This window comes from Proteus appendicitidis, from assembly GCF_030271835.1.
GTDB classification, from domain to species: Bacteria; Pseudomonadota; Gammaproteobacteria; order Enterobacterales; family Enterobacteriaceae; genus Proteus; species Proteus appendicitidis.
In genome coordinates, this window is the sequence record NZ_CP127389.1 from 325909 (window position 1) to 344467 (window position 18559).

General features: G+C 40.5%; 15 protein-coding genes. 11 read left to right on the forward strand and 4 right to left on the reverse strand.

Annotated features, from left to right (window positions below; genetic code table 11):
* Nucleotides 1–110: 110 nt before the first annotated feature.
* The 10 genes from rimP to QQS39_RS01725 all read left to right on the forward strand — a co-directional run bounded on the left by rimP (nt 111) and on the right by QQS39_RS01725 (nt 13537).
* Nucleotides 111–563 (forward strand): ribosome maturation factor RimP, encoded by a 453-nt coding sequence (gene rimP / locus QQS39_RS01680; protein ID WP_036914691.1) that lies wholly within the window; start codon nt 111–113, stop codon nt 561–563.
* Nucleotides 564–583: 20 nt separating this feature from the next.
* Nucleotides 584–2092 carry a transcription termination factor NusA gene (nusA, locus tag QQS39_RS01685; RefSeq protein ID WP_006535691.1) on the forward strand — a complete coding sequence of 503 codons (1509 nt, stop codon included), beginning with the start codon at nt 584–586 and terminating at the stop codon, nt 2090–2092.
* Between the two features lie 22 nt (nt 2093–2114).
* Nucleotides 2115–4871 carry a translation initiation factor IF-2 gene (gene infB, locus QQS39_RS01690; protein WP_196571102.1) on the forward strand — a complete coding sequence of 919 codons (2757 nt, stop codon included), beginning with the start codon at nt 2115–2117 and terminating at the stop codon, nt 4869–4871.
* A 302-nt stretch (nt 4872–5173) separates the two neighbouring features.
* Nucleotides 5174–5575, forward strand: coding sequence for a 30S ribosome-binding factor RbfA (gene rbfA / locus QQS39_RS01695; RefSeq protein ID WP_099073997.1), 402 nt, complete (start codon nt 5174–5176; stop codon nt 5573–5575).
* The gene (truB, locus tag QQS39_RS01700) at nt 5575–6528 is read left to right on the forward strand and encodes a tRNA pseudouridine(55) synthase TruB (RefSeq protein ID WP_285805267.1); all 954 of its coding nucleotides are present in this window, start codon (nt 5575–5577) and stop codon (nt 6526–6528) included. Before rbfA ends, truB begins: the two co-directional genes overlap by 1 nt.
* A gap of 123 nt (nt 6529–6651) precedes the next feature.
* Nucleotides 6652–6921 carry a 30S ribosomal protein S15 gene (rpsO, locus tag QQS39_RS01705; RefSeq protein WP_023583571.1) on the forward strand — a complete coding sequence of 90 codons (270 nt, stop codon included), beginning with the start codon at nt 6652–6654 and terminating at the stop codon, nt 6919–6921.
* 250 nt (nt 6922–7171) lie between these two features.
* Nucleotides 7172–9301 carry a polyribonucleotide nucleotidyltransferase gene (gene pnp, locus QQS39_RS01710; RefSeq protein ID WP_151434025.1) on the forward strand — a complete coding sequence of 710 codons (2130 nt, stop codon included), beginning with the start codon at nt 7172–7174 and terminating at the stop codon, nt 9299–9301.
* A gap of 112 nt (nt 9302–9413) precedes the next feature.
* Entirely contained in the window at nt 9414–10301 is an 888-nt protein-coding gene (nlpI, locus tag QQS39_RS01715) for a lipoprotein NlpI (protein ID WP_151434026.1), read from the forward strand.
* 171 nt (nt 10302–10472) lie between these two features.
* Nucleotides 10473–12371, forward strand: a complete 1899-nt coding sequence (locus tag QQS39_RS01720) for a DEAD/DEAH family ATP-dependent RNA helicase (protein WP_151434027.1) — start codon at nt 10473–10475, stop codon at nt 12369–12371.
* A 308-nt stretch (nt 12372–12679) separates the two neighbouring features.
* Nucleotides 12680–13537, forward strand: a complete 858-nt coding sequence (locus QQS39_RS01725) for a 3-hydroxyacyl-CoA dehydrogenase NAD-binding domain-containing protein (protein ID WP_285805268.1) — start codon at nt 12680–12682, stop codon at nt 13535–13537.
* Between the two features lie 135 nt (nt 13538–13672).
* On the opposite strand, the gene QQS39_RS01730 is transcribed toward QQS39_RS01725, so the two are convergent.
* The 4 genes from QQS39_RS01730 to QQS39_RS01745 form a co-directional block, all read right to left on the reverse strand.
* Complete coding sequence (locus QQS39_RS01730) at nt 13673–14242, reverse strand: hypothetical protein (protein WP_151434029.1); 570 nt, start codon at nt 14240–14242, stop codon at nt 13673–13675.
* Between the two features lie 279 nt (nt 14243–14521).
* Entirely contained in the window at nt 14522–14902 is a 381-nt protein-coding gene (locus QQS39_RS01735) for a YjaA family stress response protein (RefSeq protein ID WP_151434030.1), read from the reverse strand.
* Between the two features lie 24 nt (nt 14903–14926).
* Nucleotides 14927–15643, reverse strand: a complete 717-nt coding sequence (gene btsR, locus QQS39_RS01740; protein ID WP_151434031.1) for a two-component system response regulator BtsR — start codon at nt 15641–15643, stop codon at nt 14927–14929.
* 2 nt (nt 15644–15645) lie between these two features.
* Nucleotides 15646–17349 (reverse strand): sensor histidine kinase, encoded by a 1704-nt coding sequence (locus QQS39_RS01745; RefSeq protein ID WP_151434032.1) that lies wholly within the window; start codon nt 17347–17349, stop codon nt 15646–15648.
* Nucleotides 17350–17583: 234 nt separating this feature from the next.
* Between QQS39_RS01745 and QQS39_RS01750 the strand changes: the two genes are divergently transcribed.
* Complete coding sequence (locus tag QQS39_RS01750) at nt 17584–18555, forward strand: HlyD family secretion protein (protein WP_285805269.1); 972 nt, start codon at nt 17584–17586, stop codon at nt 18553–18555.
* The last annotated feature ends 4 nt before the right edge of the window (nt 18556–18559 follow it).

The window sequence follows — 18559 nt, forward strand, 5'->3', positions numbered from 1 at the left end:
ATGGCAAGTTACAGGGTCCAGTTGCATAAAGCCCCGAATTTCGGGGTTTTTTGTTATCAGAGAATAGAATACTGGGCTATAGGCCCTTTTTTTATGCCTTGGGGGTGGGTTTGTCCACATTAGAGCAAAAATTAACAGCGATGGTTTCAGCACCAGTAGAAGCATTAGGCTTTGAATTTGTCGGTCTTGAGTTTATTCGTGGCCGAGAATCAACATTGCGCATCTATATTGATAGTGAAGACGGTATCACTGTTGATGATTGTGCTGATGTTAGCCACCAGGTCAGTGCTGTGCTGGATGTTGAAGATCCAATTCAAACGGTTTATAACCTTGAGATCTCATCTCCTGGTTTAGAACGACCTTTATTCACTGCAACGCATTATGAGCAATTTATCGGCGAAGAAGCCGCTATCGTATTACGAATTGCAATGCAAAACCGCCGTAAATGGCAGGGCATTATTAAGTCTGTCGCTGGCGAAATGATCACGGTTACTGTGGATGGTAAAGACGAAGTGTTCGCACTGAGCAACATCCAGAAAGCTAACCTGGTACCCCACTTTTAAGTTTTGAAGAGGCAACTAGGATGAACAAAGAGATTCTGGCTGTTGTGGAAGCGGTCTCTAACGAAAAATCTCTTCCTCGTGAAAAGATTTTTGAAGCACTGGAAACCGCACTAGCGACAGCAACTAAGAAAAAATACGAGCAAGAAATTGATGTTCGCGTATGTATCGACCGTAAAACCGGTGACTTTGATACATTCCGTCGTTGGGTTGCTGTTGATGAAGTGACTCAACCAACTCGTGAAATCACACTTGAAGCTGCTCAATATGAAGATCCTAGTATTGAACTAGGTGGTTATATTGAAGATCAGATTGAATCTGTTACTTTCGACCGTATTACAACACAAACCGCTAAACAAGTTATCGTACAAAAAGTACGTGAAGCTGAAAGAGCAATGGTTGTTGATCAATTCCGCGAACAATTAGGCGAAATTATCACTGGTGTTGTGAAGAAAGTGAACCGTGAAAATATCACTTTAGATTTAGGTAATAACGCTGAAGCGGTTATTTTACGCGAAGATATGTTACCGCGTGAAAACTTCCGCCCAGGTGACCGTCTACGTGGTGTTTTATACGACGTACGTACAGAAACCCGTGGTGCGCAACTTTTCGTGACACGCTCTCGCCCTGAAATGCTGGTTGAACTTTTCCGTATTGAAGTACCAGAAATTGGCGAGGAAATCATTGAAATTAAAGCTGCAGCGCGTGATCCAGGTTCTCGTGCCAAAATCGCAGTAAAAACTAACGACAAGCGTATTGACCCTGTGGGTGCTTGTGTTGGTATGCGTGGTGCGCGTGTACAAGCCGTTTCCAGCGAATTGGGCGGCGAGCGAATTGATATTGTTCTGTGGGATGATAATCCTGCACAATTCGTCATTAATGCAATGGCTCCGGCAGATGTTGCTTCTATTGTTGTCGATGAAGACAAATGTACAATGGATGTTGCAGTTGAAAGTAGTAACCTTGCACAGGCAATCGGCCGTAATGGTCAAAACGTTCGTCTGGCAGCACAGTTACTGAAAAAACATCGTGGTGATGACAAGTGGGAATTAAACGTCATGACTGCTGATGAACTGAATGCAAAACATCAGGCAGAAGCAAACGCAGCCATTGAAATATTTACTAAGCATCTCGACATTGATGAAGACTTCGCAACTGTTTTAGTTGAAGAAGGTTTCTCTACCCTTGAAGAGTTAGTTTATGTGCCAATCAGTGAACTGCTGGCTATTGACGGATTAGATGAAGACACCGTTGAAGCTCTACGTGAGAGAGCAAAAGCTGCATTAACAACGATTGAATTGGCTCAAAAAGAAAGCCTAGGCGATAACCAGCCAGCCGAGGACTTATTAGCTCTCGAAGGCTTGGAGCGCTCTTTAGCATTTGATCTAGCTGCCCGTGGTATCTGCACACTGGAAGATCTTGCCGAACAGGGTATCGACGACCTAACTGATATTGAAGGTTTAAATAGTGAGCGCGCAGGCGAACTCATTATGGCCGCACGTAATATCTGCTGGTTTGGGAATGATGCGTAACAACTGAGCAGGAAGGAACAGAATGACAGATGAAACAGTAAAATCACTGGCAGAAGAGATTCAGACACCGGTTGAACGTTTGGTACAGCAGTTTGCTGATGCCGGTATTAAGAAGACCGTCTCTGATTCTGTCTCCCAAAAAGAGAAAGAAACCTTACTGGCTTGGTTGAATCGTGATAAAGACGTATCAACCAACCAACCAGAAAAATTAACGTTACAACGCAAAGTGCGCAGTACGTTAAGTGTTCCTGGTACAGGTGGCAAAAGTAAATCAGTAGCCATCGAAGTCCGCAAAAAACGCACTTATGTGAACCGTGACGCCGTTGAAAAAGCGCAAGCGGATGAGCAAGCTCAGCGTGAAGCGGAAGAAAAGGCGCATCGCGAAGCCGAAGAAAAAGCCCAGCGCGAAGCACAAGAGAAAGCACAGCGCGAAGCTGAAGAAAAAGCAAAACGTGAAGCTGAAAAGGCAAAGAAAGACGCCGAAGAAAAAGCGAAACGTGAAGCTGAAGAAGCAAAACGTGAAGCAGCGGAATTAGCTAAGCGCGAAGCAGCGGAAAAAGATAAAGTGAAACAAAACGATAAACCAAAAGCTGATAAAGCAGCAGATCAGGAAAAAGCACGTCGCAATGCTGAACAGGCTGAACTGAAGCGTAAAACGGAAGAAACACAGCGCCGTAAAGCGGAAGAAGAAGCACGAGTTGCAGCAGAAAAAGCACGTCGTTTAGCTGAAGAAAATGCTGAAAAATGGACTGCTGAACCTAAAGCACCAGAAACTGAAGGCTCAGACTATCATGTAACAACATCACGTTATGCTCGTGATGCAGAAGATGAAAGTGATGCTGAAGTTGAAGGTGGTCGCGGTCGTGGTCGCAACGCTAAGGCTCCTCGTCCTAAGAAAAACAACCGCCATTCTGAAAAAGCAGATCGTGAAGAAGCACGCGCTGCTGGCCGCACTAACAAGAAAGGTAAACGTAAAGGTAGCTCATTACAGCAAGGCTTCAATAAGCCAGCGGCTGTTGTAAACCGTGATGTTGTTATCGGTGAGACTATTTCTGTTGCTGAACTTGCTAACAAAATGGCAGTAAAAGGGTCTGAAGTTATCAAAACTATGATGAAAATGGGTGCTATGGCGACCATTAATCAGGTTTTAGACCAAGAAACTGCACAGCTTGTTGCTGAAGAAATGGGCCATAAAGTTATCTTACGTCGTGAAAACGAGTTAGAAGAACAAGTCATGAGCGATCGTGATACTGGCGAAGAAAGCGCAGTATCTCGTGCACCTGTTGTGACTATCATGGGTCACGTTGACCACGGTAAAACATCATTACTGGACTACATTCGTTCAACGAAAGTAGCATCAGGCGAAGCGGGTGGTATTACCCAGCATATCGGTGCTTACCACGTTAAGACTGACAAAGGTGAAATCACCTTCCTTGATACTCCAGGTCACGCCGCGTTTACTTCAATGCGTGCTCGTGGTGCTCAGGTAACGGATATCGTTGTTCTGGTTGTTGCGGCAGATGATGGTGTAATGCCACAAACTATCGAAGCAATCCAACACGCAAAAGCGGCAAACGTACCTGTTGTTGTTGCAGTGAACAAAATTGATAAACACGAAGCTGATCCAGATCGCGTTAAAACTGAACTGTCTCAATATGGCATCCTGCCAGAAGAGTGGGGCGGCGAAACTCAGTTTATGCACGTATCTGCAAAACAAGGCTTAGGTATCGACGAGCTGCTGGATGCTATTCTTTTACAAGCGGAAGTTCTTGAACTGAAAGCAGTTAAAGAAGGTATGGCAAGCGGTGTTGTTATCGAATCTTACCTTGATAAAGGTCGTGGTCCAGTTGCAACTATTCTTGTCCGTGAAGGTACACTGAATAAAGGCGACATCGTTCTGTGTGGCTTCGAATACGGTCGTATTCGTGCGATGCGTAACGAATTAGGTCAAGACGTTCAATCTGCTGGCCCATCAATGCCAGTTGAGATTTTAGGTCTGTCTAACGTTCCTTCTGCAGGTGATGAAGCAACAGTTGTTCGTGACGAGAAAAAAGCGCGTGAAGTTGCATTATACCGTCAAGGTAAATTCCGCGATGTTAAACTGGCTCGTCAGCAGAAATCTAAACTGGAAAACATGTTCGCTAACATGGAAGAAGGTAAAACTTCTGAACTGAACATCGTTCTGAAAACAGACGTTCAAGGTACTTGTGAAGCGATCACTGATGCTTTAGTTAAACTGTCTACTAATGAAGTTAAACTGAAAATCATCGGTTCAGGCGTAGGTGGTATCACTGAAACTGACGCAACATTAGCAGCGGCTTCTAACGCAATCATTCTTGGTTTTAACGTTCGTGCTGATGCATCTGCTCGCCGTATCATTGAACAAGAAAGCGTTGATTTACGTTACTACTCCGTTATCTATAGCCTGATTGACGAAATCAAACTGGCAATGAGCGGTATGTTGGCACCTGAATATAAACAAGAAATCATGGGTCTTGCAGAAGTCCGTGATGTGTTTAAATCACCTAAATTTGGCGCGATTGCGGGCTGTATGGTGGTTGAAGGTAACATCAAACGTAATAACCCAATTCGTGTTCTACGTGATAACGTGGTTATCTATGAAGGCGAACTGGAGTCACTGCGTCGCTTTAAAGATGACGTCAACGAAGTACGTAACGGCATGGAATGTGGTATCGGTGTGAAAAACTACAACGATGTCCGTGTTGGCGACATGATTGAAGTCTTCCAAGTTATCGAAATCAAACGTTCTATTGATTAATTTAGTCCGTTTTGTTTTAAAAGGGAGCTTAATGGCTCCCTTCTTATTCCTGTCTTTGCTGTATTCTCCTCTTATTTCCTCTCCATTTTTCAACATAACCGAAATAGATTGCCTTTCAGTAATTTATGAAAGTGAAATAACAGGGTAAAATAGCACCAAAGAAACATTTTATTTCTAAAGAAAGAAATCAGAGAAAGCGGTTGTTAAATATCACTTCATGTATACTCTTTAGATATCATTGATTTTAGATTTGAATTAACAATGACAATCAGGGCGATACCCTATTGTCAGGGAGAGATAAAATGGCAAGAGATTTTAGCCGTAGTCAGCGTGTTTCTCAGGAAATGCAAAAAGAAATCGCTATCATTTTACAACGCGAAGTCAAAGATCCACGTATTGGAATGGCAACGGTTTCTGGCGTTGAAATTTCTCGTGATTTGGCTTATGCCAAAGTATTTGTCACCTTTTTAAACTTATCAGGTGGTGAAAAAAGCGAAGAAGAGATGGTTGCAGATGGTTTAACTGCACTTAATGAAGCCGCTGGTTTTATTCGTTCTTTATTAGGTAAAGCGATGCGTTTACGTATTGTGCCTGAACTGACATTTGCTTATGACAACTCATTAGTTGAAGGTATGCGTATGTCTAACTTAGTTTCTAACGTCGTTAAAAGCGATGAAGAGCGTCGTCATAAAGAGGATAAATAATGGGGCGTCGTCGTAAGGGGCGTGAGATTAACGGCGTATTGCTACTCGATAAACCCCAAGATATTTCCTCTAACGATGCACTCCAAAAAGTCCGCCGTATGTTTAATGCCAGTAAGGCAGGGCATACTGGGGCATTGGATCCTTTAGCAACAGGTATGCTCCCTATTTGTTTAGGTGAAGCAACAAAATTTTCACAGTTTCTATTGGATTCTGATAAGCGTTATCGTGTTATTGCACGTTTAGGGCAACGAACAGATACCTCTGATGCACATGGTGAGGTTATTCAAGAGCGCCCAGTACAATTTACACAACAGGCTTTAGATGATGCCTTAGATAGTTTTCGTGGCGAAACATTGCAAGTCCCTTCAATGTACTCCGCTTTAAAACATCAGGGTAAACCGCTTTACGAATATGCCCGACAAGGTATTGAAGTTGAGCGTGAAGCAAGACCTATCACGGTTTATGAACTTCAGTTTATTCGCTGGGAAGGTGATGAGCTAGAGCTGGAAATTCATTGTTCTAAAGGTACTTACATTCGAACAATTATTGATGATCTTGGTGAGAAATTACAATGTGGCGCTCACGTTATTTTCTTACGTCGATTAGAAGTCGCAGATTATCCTAAAGAACGAATGGTAACGTTAGCGCAATTAAGCTCGATGATAGAGAATGCACAAACTGCGCAAGAAGATCCTTTCTTAGCGCTTGATGCACTGTTATTGCCTATGGATACCGCTGTTGCACATTTTCCTGTTGTGAATTTGACCACGATTATTGCGAGTTATCTCAAGTTGGGGCAGCCTGTTCGTGTTAATCATGACATTAATGAAGGCGAATGGGTAAGAGTAACTGAAGGCGATGAAAAAAAATTCATTGGCCTTGCTATCATTAAAGATGGTCTCGTCGCTCCGAAAAGAGTGGTTGTGGACTATAGCGCACAAGATAACACTTAATAGCAATCTTGCGCTAAAAGTGTTTGAAGCGTAGAATAATGCGGCTATCTGTTTAGGTGGCTGAGTTGGATAGCTGAATTAGAGATTGGCTATCTGAAAATTTTACTTAATTTGGAGTTTATTATGTCTCTAAGTACTGAAGCGAAAGCACAAATCGTTGCTGAATTTGGTCGTGATGCTAACGATACTGGCTCAAGCGAAGTTCAGATTGCACTGCTGACTGCAGAAATCAACCACCTGCAAGGTCACTTTTCAGAGCACAAAAAAGATCACCACAGCCGTCGTGGTCTGCTGCGTAAAGTTTCCAGCCGTCGTAATCTGCTGGACTACCTGAAACGTAAAGATGTTGCTCGTTACTCTGCACTGATTGAACGTTTAGGTCTGCGTCGCTAATCAAGCGAGTTTCAGTGGAAAGGGGCCTGTTGGCCCCTTTTCTACTAGAAAGTGCTATTTTTAATATTAGTCGTTATGTTTTAATGTGGTGATTGTTATTTAGTCTCTCTAGTTACGACAATTCGCGCGGCTAATGAAAGTATTTATCACTCAATGGTCAATATTTTCATTAGTCGCGAGGGGACGTAGCGGAGAAAAGATCATTCATCGTCGCTAAACATCTGGCGACAATAAGATAAAGGATATTATTTTGCTGAATCCTACAGTTCGTAAATTTCAATACGGTCAACATACTGTTACGTTAGAAACAGGTATGATGGCTCGTCAAGCAACAGCCGCTGTTATGGTTGACATGGACGGCACTGCTGTTTTTGTTACCGTTGTTGCTAAGAAAAAAGTTAAAGCTGGACAAGATTTCTTCCCATTAACAGTTAACTACCAAGAGCGTTCATACGCTGCTGGTCGTATCCCAGGAAGCTTCTTCCGTCGTGAAGGTCGTCCTGGTGAAGGCGAAACGTTAATTGCACGTTTAATTGACCGCCCTTTACGCCCATTATTCCCAGAAGGCTTCTTAAACGAAATTCAAATCGTTGCTACCGTTGTTTCAGTTAACCCACAAGTTAACCCAGATATCGTTGCAATGATTGGTGCTTCTGCGGTATTAGCACTGTCAGGTGTTCCATTCAATGGTCCTATCGGTGGCGCTCGTGTTGGTTTTATCGATGGACAATATGTTCTAAACCCAACTGTTGATGAGCTGAAAGTTAGCAAATTAGACTTAGTGGTTGCAGGTACTGCAGGCGCGGTACTGATGGTAGAATCAGAAGCTGATTTATTATCAGAAGAAGAAATGCTAGGTGCAGTCGTATTTGGTCATGATCAACAACAAGTTGTGATCGAAAACATCAATGCATTAGTTGCAGAAGTGGGTAAAGAAAAATGGGATTGGGCGCCAGAAGCTATCAACCAAACTTTACATGACCGTATTGCACAACTAGCACAAGCTCGTATTGGTGATGCTTACCGTATCACTGAGAAACAAGAGCGTTATGAACAAATCGAAGCAATCCGTGATGAAGTTATCGCAACATTAGTCGCTGAAGATGAAACTTTAGATGAAGCTGAAATCAGCGAAATCTTCTCAGGTCTTGAGAAAAACATCGTTCGTGCTCGCGTATTAGCTGGCGAACCACGTATTGATGGTCGTGAAAAAGACATGGTACGTGCATTAGACATTCGTACTGGCTTATTACCACGCACCCACGGTTCAGCACTGTTTACTCGTGGTGAAACTCAGGCTCTGGTAACTGCAACATTAGGTACTGCGCGTGATGCTCAAACTATCGATGACATCATGGGCGAGCACACTGATACATTCTTACTGCACTATAACTTCCCTCCATACTCTGTTGGTGAAACAGGTATGATGGGTTCACCAAAACGTCGCGAAATCGGTCATGGCCGTTTAGCAAAACGTGGTGTGTTAGCAGTAATGCCAACAATTGAAGAATTCCCATATACCGTTCGTGTGGTTTCTGAAATCACCGAATCAAATGGTTCATCTTCAATGGCATCTGTTTGTGGTGCTTCTTTAGCGCTGATGGATGCAGGTGTACCAATTAAAGAATCTGTTGCAGGTATTGCAATGGGTCTAGTGAAAGAAGGCGACAACTTTGTTGTTCTTTCTGATATTCTGGGTGACGAAGACCATTTAGGCGATATGGACTTTAAAGTTGCGGGTAGCCGTAACGGGGTCAGCGCATTACAAATGGATATCAAAATCGAAGGTATCACTCGCGAAATCATGCAAGTTGCATTAAACCAAGCGAAAAGCGCACGTCTACACATTTTAGGCGTAATGGAAGATGCAATTAGCCAACCTCGTGCTGATATTTCTGAATTCGCACCGCGCATTCACACTATCAAAATTAATCCAGACAAAATCAAAGACGTTATCGGTAAAGGCGGTTCTGTTATCCGTGCATTAACGGAAGAAACTGGCACAACTATCGAAATCGAAGATGATGGTACCGTGAAGATTGCTGCAACAAGTGGCGATCAAGCAAAACAAGCTATCGCACGTATCGAAGAGATTACTGCTGAAGTTGAAGTGGGTCGTATCTACAACGGTAAAGTAACTCGTATCGTTGATTTCGGCGCATTCGTTGCTATCGGTGGCGGCAAAGAAGGTCTGGTTCATATTTCTCAAATCGCAGACAAACGCGTTGAGAAAGTGAGTGACTACTTGGAAATGGGTCAAGAAGTTCCAGTTAAAGTATTGGAAATTGACCGTCAAGGCCGTATTCGCTTAAGCATGAAAGAAGCTCAAGCTAATCAGCAGGAAGCAACAGAAACTTCTTCTGAAGATTCTGCGAATTAATGATATTCTACTACCGATAGCTAGACATAGGTATCGGTAGAGACTTATTATGATTGACAAGTAGGACGTCTAGAACGCTTTTTGTTGAAAGGTCTGACTTTGGGAGTGAGAAATGAAAACATTTCTGCGCAGTTGTTCTATTGCTGTTTTCATCTTTATTTCCGGATGCAGCACTAGTCCAGAGTGGCGTAAGAATGCGATTTTTGCTACACCATTGCAGCCTTCTTTACAACAAGAAGTGATATTGGCTCGTATAGAACAAATCCTAGCGAGCCGTTCATTAACCGAAGATGAATACGCACAGCTTTTATATGAGCGTGGTGTGCTGTATGATAGCCTCGGTTTACGAGCTTTAGCGCGTAATGATTTTTCAATGGCGCTATCAATTCGACCAGATATGCTAGAAATTTTTAATTTTCTAGGTATCTATTTTACGCAAGCAGCGAATTACGATGCTGCTTATGAAGCGTTTGATTCTGTTTTAGAGCTTGATCCAACTTACAATAATGCGCGTTTTAATCGTGGTATCGCGTTGTACTACGGTGGCCGATTGAAATTGGCGCAGGATGATCTGCAGGCGTTTTATCAGGTCGATCCAAATGATCCCATTCGTTCGCTTTGGTTATATCTTGTAGAAAAAGAGATAAACACTGATTTGGCTAAACAGCAGCTAAAACAGCGATACCAGCAAGCGAATAAAACGGGGCAATGGGGATGGAATATAGTTGAGTTTTATTTAGGCGATATTAATGAGAAAACATTAATGTTGAAACTAAATGAGGCTTCAACCGATAACACTTCGCTCGCTGAGCATCTTAGTGAAACTAACTTCTATTTAGGTAAGTATTACCTAAGTCTGGGGGACATGGATAGCGCTGAAGCGTTATTCAAGCTGACGGTTGCCAACAACGCACATAACTTTGTTGAGCACCGCTACGCATTGTTGGAATTAGCACTGTTAGGCCAACAAGAAGACCTAGCGGAATCGGACCAGCAATAGCTGACGAACATTTCTCTGATCAGTTTGAAAGCCATCATCTACATAGGATGAGGGCTTGTTTGTTCGTTTAATAATATAATTTGAGCCAGTTCACATTTTAGATGATAAAGACCGACAAACCATGCGGTATGTTATGTCAACTGGCTGCCATAATGAATGAGGCACAGTGACATGACTACTGAAACCGATATGACTTTTGCTGATCTAGGTTTATCAGCACCTATTTTGACTGCACTGAATGACTTAGGCTACGAGAAGCCTTCTCCAATTCAGCAACAATGTATTCCTTTCCTTTTAAACGGCAATGACGTTTTAGGTATGGCACAAACAGGTAGTGGTAAAACTGCCGCATTTAGCCTGCCATTATTACATAATCTTGATGAATCATTAAAAGCACCACAAATTTTAGTTTTAGCACCTACTCGTGAACTTGCGGTTCAGGTTGCTGAAGCTATTGAAGATTTTTCTAAGCATTTACCAAAAGTAAATGTTGTTGCACTGTATGGTGGTCAGCGTTACGACGTTCAATTACGTGCTTTACGTCAAGGTCCACAAGTTGTTGTGGGTACACCAGGTCGTTTATTAGACCATTTAAACCGTGGCACATTAGATTTATCTAAACTGAAAGGCTTAGTATTAGATGAAGCTGATGAAATGTTACGTATGGGCTTTATTGAAGATGTTGAAAACATTTTAAGTAAGATCCCAGCAGAACACCAAACGGCACTGTTCTCTGCAACAATGCCAGAAGCTATTCGTCGTATTACTCGTCGTTTTATGAACGATCCGAAAGAAGTACGTATTCAAAGTAGCGTAACAACACGTCCAGACATTAGCCAAAGCTATTGGATGACATTTGGCGCACGTAAAAACGAAGCGTTAATTCGTTTCTTAGAAGCTGAAGATTTTGATGCGGCAATTATTTTCGTTCGTACTAAAAATGCAACATTAGAAGTTGCTGAAGCTTTAGAACGTAATGGTTATAACAGCGCAGCGTTAAACGGTGATATGAACCAATCACTGCGTGAGCAAACATTAGAGCGTCTGAAAAATGGTCGTTTAGACATTTTAATCGCGACTGACGTTGCTGCTCGTGGTCTTGACGTTGACCGTATCAGCCTGGTTGTGAACTATGATATCCCAATGGATTCAGAATCTTACGTTCACCGTATTGGTCGTACAGGCCGTGCGGGCCGTGCGGGTCGTGCAATTTTATTCGTTGATAACCGTGAGCGTCGTTTACTGCGCAATATCGAACGTACAATGAAGATGACTATTCCTGAAGTAGAACTGCCAAATGCAGAGCTTATCAGCCAACGTCGTCAGGAAAAATTTGCACAGCAAATCGCACAACAATTAGAAACAAGCAACCTTGACCAATATCGCGCTCTATTACCAAAACTTGCTCCACAAGGTGAAGAAGCGTTAGACATGGAAACACTGGCTGCGGTATTACTGAAAATGGCTCAAGGTGAGCGTGCGCTTATTCTGCCACCAGATCCAGTTCGTCGCCCTCGTCGCGAATTTAACGATCGTGACGATCGTCGTGGTGATGATCGCCGTCGCGGTGATAACGATCGCGAGCGTTCTCCTCGTCGTGAACGTCGTGATGCTGGCGAAATGGATTTATACCGTATCGAAGTGGGTCGTGATGATGGTGTTGAAGTACGTCATATCGTTGGTGCGATTGCTAACGAAGGCGATATCAGCAGCCGTTACATTGGTAATATCAAACTGTATGGTTCTCACTCAACCATCGAATTACCAAAAGGTATGCCAACAGATTTATTAAGCCATTTCACGCGTACGCGTATTATGAACAAACCACTGAATATGCAATTAGTGGGTGATGCTCAATCTCAGCCTTTCCGTGAGCGTCGTAATAACAGCCGTCGTGATGGTCAGCCACAAGGTGGCCGCCGCTTTAACAATGGTGATCAACCACAACGTCGTGGTAATAACGACCGCGGTGGTGAGCGTAGCAACGATCGTGGTGGCGAGCGCGGTAACTTCCGTGGTCGTAACAACGAAGGTACACCTCGTCGTCGTAGCAGCTCTCATAACCAATAAGAGTTGGTAATTAACTTAATTTTAAATTGAGTTGATGACAAAAAATAAAAACCAGTCAACGTAAGTTGGCTGGTTTTTTTTATCTCTATTTCTAAACCAAACTACAATAGCCTTGCAATTGATAGAGATAGACTTTAAAAAAAATCAATTCCATACATTAAAAATTCAATATAACATATTGATAATAAGTTATTTTTTCATTGAGTTACAATAATATTCCAAAAATTTGGTTTTAATTGGATTATGAAGTAATAATTAATAAGAAGGGCGAAAATCAATGTAATAACCTTAGCTAAGAGGAAAAGGTGATGTCTAAAAATTTAACAATTATTGGTGGTGGTGTGATTGGTAGGGCTTGGGCTATTCGTTTTTTACAAGGTGGATGGAATGTCACTATTACTGATACTCAAGATTTAAGCCAAATGCTACATGATGAATTTAATGGAAAGGTTAAATTTACAACAGATCTAAAAAAAGCGGTACTTAATGCGGATTATGTTCAAGAAAATGGTCCTGAACGCCTATCAATAAAGCAAGAAATATTCAAGACAATCGCGGAAACCGCACCATCACATGCTATTTTTGCATCATCAAGCTCAAGTATTATGGCATCAAAAATTGCAGAAGGTAATCCTGCCGCAGATCGTATTTTGATTGGGCATCCGTTTAATCCAGCGAATATTATGCCATTAGTGGAGGTGGTTCCTAGCCCTGACACTAGCGATAATTCTATCAATAAAGCCATGGAGATTTACACGGCTCTTGGATATGAGCCTGTTTTAATTCGAAAAGAGATTGGTGGTTTTGTTGGTAATCGATTACAAATAGCTTTTTTGAACGAGTGCCGTTATTTAGTTGAACAAGGTGTTATTACAGTTGGTGATTTAGATAAACTGGTATTAAATTCTTTAGGGCTTCGCTGGTCTACGGTTGGTCCATTTGAAGCACAACATCTTGGTGGTGGCCCTGAAGGTATTCGACACCTTTTTGAAGGTGTAGGTGCAGGGTTAGATATAAAATTGGTAGCCCCTGATCCTAAAAAGCAAGGCGATATTATTGCTGAAGTAGAGAAAACCTATGGCACAGGTGAAAAAAATTGGAAAGAAAGATCAGAACATCGAGATAAATTAGCATTAGAAATCATAAGTTTACGCAAAGAAAAATAATGTTTATATTCTATAAAATAGAATAAAGGCAATAATAGTCAATAAGAATGATGTTGATTTTAGATTTTTAGTCTGTTATTAACTTTTCCTTTTTCAGGAAAAGTTAATAACTATTTATTTTAAATGCCGTACTAATTAGTCTGCATCTTTTCCTTTATATTTATTATAAAAATCATCACCACAAACAACTTTTATAAAATCACTGCTTCCGGTAAAGATAGATAATGGTCGGCTTTTATCAATATAAAGGAAATTCTTTTTGTCTTTATCTTCTGATTTTATCTGGCCATCGATAACTCTTGCAGAATCATAATTAACACAATAGCCTACAGTATTATTTTTACTTGTATCTTTTACAGTAACAATTTTATTGTAAGTAAATTTATAACCCTGATTTTCTTTCTCTAATTCTTGTTTTGATTTTTCTGTAACAGTAAATGCAGAGCCAACATGGTTTATTGCATTGACATACTCTGAATCCATTTTATCTTGTACAAATTTTTGGTCTGATGAATTGGCTGCTTCATATTTAATACCGTTCTTTTTAAGATTAGCGCCATAATCATTCCATTCATCAACCTCAGATGAATATGAGCTAAGATTGGTGACTATTTTAGTGAATTTTTCAAAGGAGTTTTCAGATCCTGAATTACAGCCAGATAAAACTAAGGCTGCGATACCAATCAAAAATATATTCTTTTTCATTTTTCCACCTATATTACAAAATATTTTAATTTAACTCTAAAAAACAAATGCTCTTAAAAATACTATTAAGGTAACTTTTATATTTTATACTAAATAATGCATTTAAAAGATAAATTAAGATTAATCACTATAATAGGTATTAACGTTGTTAGTTATACCGGATTATATAGAATAATTAAGTATATTTACTTGTTTTTGTGGTTTTTTATTAACACTAAATAATCAAATTGAAAGATATGATAATAAAAAAATAAAGATCAATAATGGGTGAAAATAACCCTAACTTATAGATTTATTTATTAATTCAATGACTTCTGCATCTATAAGAGGATGTTGTTTTTCACTAATAGCTATTTTCTTATATTTCCCATTAAACCCACTCATAATAACTTCATGAAATAAGCGATTTTCAACCATGGATAATCCACCTTCTGTTTGTTCCAAAGGATGGATAACGACATCTCTTTTTCTATAAAAAAATGAATATGGATTAATACCTAGCTCTTTGAGCGCAAAGGAAAGCGCTTCAATAGCTTGATAAAAATCACCAATTAACATGCGGCTATGAGAAAAGTTACGTTCTACTGATACTTCTTTTAGTGTGTGAATATCGCGGATTTCAATGCGATTTTTATAAACTTTAATATAAATAGGTTCCATCCTATTATTCTCCTTTATAATAAATTAGCTTAAACCAATCGCTTCTTTTAATGGTTTTAAATATCGACGGCTGACAGGGATTTGGCTGTTATTGTGTAAGATTAACTCCGCTTGCCCATTATCACCAAAAACAATCTCATTAACATAATCCATATTAACTAAATATTGACGATGACAACGGACTAGTTGTGTCCGTGTTTCTAATGTACGTAGTGTTAATTCTGTAAAACCTTCTTGGCCTTGATTATTGGTTACATAAACACCGCTGAGCCTTGATGTGGCAAATATTGCCTCATCAATGGGCATTAACCAAATACGGCTATGACCTGTACAAGGAATACACTTTAAACGCTCTTCTGGTGGGGATAATAAATCAATATTCTGTTTATTACCTTGGCGTAAACGGTTTAATGTTTTAGTCAGGCGCTCTTGCTCTAAAGGTTTGAGTAGATAATCAAAGGCGTGCTCTTCAAAGGCCTGAATTGCATACTCTTCAAATGCAGTTAAAAAGACGATATAAGGGCGATGTTCAGGATCTAGCATTGTGACCATTTCAAGCCCTGTAATGCGTGGCATTTGAATATCCAGAAAGACAACATCGGGCTTTTTACGGTGTATCTCTCCTATGGCTTCAATGGCATTACTGCATTCACCAACAATATGAATATCTTTTTCGACTTCAAGTAAACAACGTAAATTTTCACGAGCCAACGGCTCATCATCAACGATTAATATATTCATTGTTATACAGTATTATCCATACTTTTCTCTAGAGGTAAGCAAATTTTTACCTTTGTATATTCATCAGCTTGGCATTCCACTAAAACACCATAAAGTTCGCCATAGCGTAATTTTAATCGCTTATCCACCAGCCTCATTCCTAACCCTAATTCATGTGAAGAGCATTGAGGTTGATAAAGCCCCGCATTATCACTGATTTCAATAATGATTAAATGGTGCTCTTGGTGCGCTCTAATTGTAATCTTTCCTGTATCTAATAACTGTGACGTTCCATGTTTAATTGCATTTTCGACCATTGGTTGTAGTGAAAAAGCAGGTAGGCGAGCATTAGCTAGGCTTTCAGGAATTTGAATATCAATTTGTAAACGTTCCTGAAAACGGGCTTTTTCGATTTGCAAATATGCATTCACATGCTCAATCTCATCACTTAATGTCACAACAGCTTCAGGTCTTTTTAAGTTTTTACGAAAGAAAGCAGAGAGAAATTGCACTAATTGTTTTGCTTGTTCGCTATCACGTCGAATAACCGCTTGTAGTGTATTTAATGCATTAAAAAGAAAGTGAGGATTCACTTGCGCATGGAGAAGTTTAATCTCTGATTCTAAAAGAGATTGTTTATTTCGCTCATATTGCCCAGCTAGAATTTGTGCAGATAATAGACTGGCAATCCCTTCACCTAAGGTTCGGTTAATCGAACTAAATAGACGATTTTTAGCCTCATAAAGTTTTATTGTGCCAATGACTTGGTTATTTTCGCCTCTTAATGGAATAACTAAGGTTGAGCCAAGTTTGCAATGAGGTGAAAGCGTACAACGGTAAGGTGTTTCATTGCCATCTGCATAAACAACTTCATTATTATTGATGGCTTGCTTGGATTGTTCTGATGAAATAGGTGTACCCGGCAAATGATGATCAGCACCAATACCAATAAAGGCGAGGAGTTTCTCTCTGTCTGTAATAGCAACAGCACTGACTCTTAATTCTTGATAAATGACTTTTGCTACACGAGTGCTATTATCTTGATTAAATCCTTTACGCAAAATACCTTCGGTACAAACGGCAATTTTTAATGCTTGAGTTGAGAATGCGCTGGTATACTTTTCAAATATTGCCCGTCTATCTTGTAATATTCGAATAAACATCGCCGCACCAACGGTATTTGCGACAATCATTGGCGCTGCAATATCTTTTACTAAGGCAAGTGCTTCATTAAATGGGCGAGCTAATAATAAGATGATGCTCATCTGTATTATTTCAGCAAAGAAGGTAACGGCAGCAGCGGTCCATGGATTAAATATGCGGTGCATTTGCCCGTGCTTGACGTAATAACGGTGAACTAATCCGCCAATTAATCCCTCTACAATGGTAGACACCATACAGCTAAATGCAGTCATGCCACCAAGTGAATAGCGGTGTAGACCTCCTGTAAAACCAACGAGAAAGCCGACGTAAGGGCCACCTAGTAATCCACCTAATACCGAACCAATGGCGCGTGTATTGGCAATAGAATCATTAATATGTAGCCCAAAATAGGTGCCCATAATACAAAAAATAGAGAAAATGACGTAGCACATCAACTTATGCGGAAGCTTTATCGTGACCTGTAAAAGTGGCGTAAATAAAGGTGTTTTGCTTAAAAACCAAGCAATAATTAAATAAACGCACATTTGCTGTAATAACAGCAAAATCAGATCAAATTCGTACATAAGTATTGAGTACCGTTCTCTTTTTTATCTGATAAATATAAAAATACCAGATAAAACAGGGCTATTAATGAGGCGATAAAGTTTGATATAAGAATAACTTAATCGCACTTTCAAAGAAAATATTCCTTTGCGTCAGTGATCTGGCGCACAAAATTCTTAAAGAAATTCTGAGTTATTGTGTAATATAACTCTGTCAGTGAGTGTTCTACTTCACTATTAAGGTCTAATCGTTATATGAAAAAAAGAGCCATTTATCTTATTTTATTAATGCTAATACTAATTGCATTAGCCATACTTTTCCGCGCGCATAATCAATATTTATTACTGCAAGGCGAAGTAGACGCACCGGAAGTTATTGTCGCCTCTAAAGCCAAAGGTCGTGTGATTGAGCGTCATATAGAGCGTGGTGATGATGTAAAAGCGGGGCAATTGATGATCACATTAGAAAGCCCTGAACTTAACGCACAAGTTGCTGCACTTGAAGCCGCTAAAGCACAAGCACAAGCACAACTAGACTTGTCATTGCATGGCACAAGGGAAGAGAGTATTCGTAACCTAGAAGCCGTGCTATCTCAAGCCAAAGTGGAAGCTGCAAATGCGACAAGAGATTATCAGCGTATCAGTGCTGTAGCGAATAAAGGCTATGTATCAGCGACAGAACTGGATAATGCACGCCGTAGCCGAGATGTCGCTTCACAACGTGTAAGAGCTGCGCAAGCGGAGCTTGATGAAGCCCAAAATGGCGATCGTATTGAATTACGCCACAAATATATGGCGGCGGTGCAACAAGCAGAACAGCAATTAATTGAGCTGAAAATTCAGCAAGATGACTTACAGGTGAAAGCGCCGGTGGATGGTGAAGTCGGTCCTATTCCTGCGGAAATTGGTGAGCTTTTTAACGCGAATAGCCCACTTGCCACACTGATCCGAATTCCTGATGCCTATTTTGTTTATAACCTTCGCGAAGATATCTTAGCGGATATTCGTAAAGGTGATCGCATTACTATCACTGTTCCCGCATTAGGCAATAAAGAAGTCGAAGCTGAAATTCGCTATATCGCTCCAATGGGCGACTATGCAACAAAAAGAGCAACAAGAGCAACGGGCGATTTCGATTTAAAAACATTTGAAATCCGACTGTATCCTGTTACGCCAATTGAAGGGTTACGCCCTGGTATGAGTGCATTATGGCGTTGGGATAAATAAGGAC